We start from the raw sequence: 829 nt of genomic DNA, 5'->3' as shown, positions 1-829 counted from the left end.
GATATGAGCAGCAGACAACTGGTATTGGCAATCAATGCGACGAATGCGATAGCCATCATCACCAGCGATTCAGGCTCACTACCGAATACAAAGCGTCTCACCACCTCTACGAGCACGCCCACAGCCAAGATCAGTTGCAGTACACCAGCAAGGTGCGCGGCACGCACCTGCTTCTTTACGCTATGTCCGACTGCATAAAGGGCAAGCCCATACACTGCCGCATCGGCAAAATTGTCCAGGGATTCTCCAATCAGGGCGGTGGACTGGGCGATCAGGCCGGCAGTCATTTCCACCACGAACAGGACTGCATTGATGCCAAGCAGCCAGCGCAGGGTCCTGGATTCTTGCTTAGCAGAAGCTGCCGAAAACTCGGCGGCCTTGATGGTCTCCGGATTTGCAGCGACGGTTTCCTGAAGCGAGGCGCCTAGCCCCAAGGTCTTCAGTTTCGAGGTGACGGGCTCGACCTCGCCGTCATGCACGACCTTCAGCCGGCGGTTCGACAAGTCGAAGGACAGCGCCCGAATCTCCTCAAAGCCGTTCAGGGCTAGGCGAATCATTCGTTCTTCTGATGGACAGTCCATCTTCGGCACGGCATAAACACTGACCCATCTCCCTGGCGCCTCGGAGGAGGCCTGTATATCGGTATCCGCTGCGGACGTTGCATCACCGCCACAGCCACCGAAACGATGAATGACCCGCGTCCTCGTTCCCGCTTCGCGATTCGCCCGGGAAGTTGCCTTGGATCAATGCAGCTCGAGCCACCAAGAGGCAAGCTGAAGGCCTGACTCAAGGGAGTTCCTCATGCACCGGCTCATTCGGACATCAGCAA

At 57.4% G+C, this 829-nt stretch carries 1 protein-coding gene; it reads right to left on the bottom strand.

Features of this window, described 5'->3' with window-relative positions; translation table 11 throughout:
• Window positions 1-557: cation efflux transmembrane domain-containing protein (locus DS839_RS35825; RefSeq protein ID WP_438816565.1), on the bottom strand; the 557-nt coding region annotated here is incomplete at its 3' end.
• Window positions 558-829: the final 272 nt, after the last annotated feature.

Source organism: Taklimakanibacter deserti, from assembly GCA_003574785.1.
This window is presented reverse-complemented; position numbering and strand designations above follow the sequence as displayed.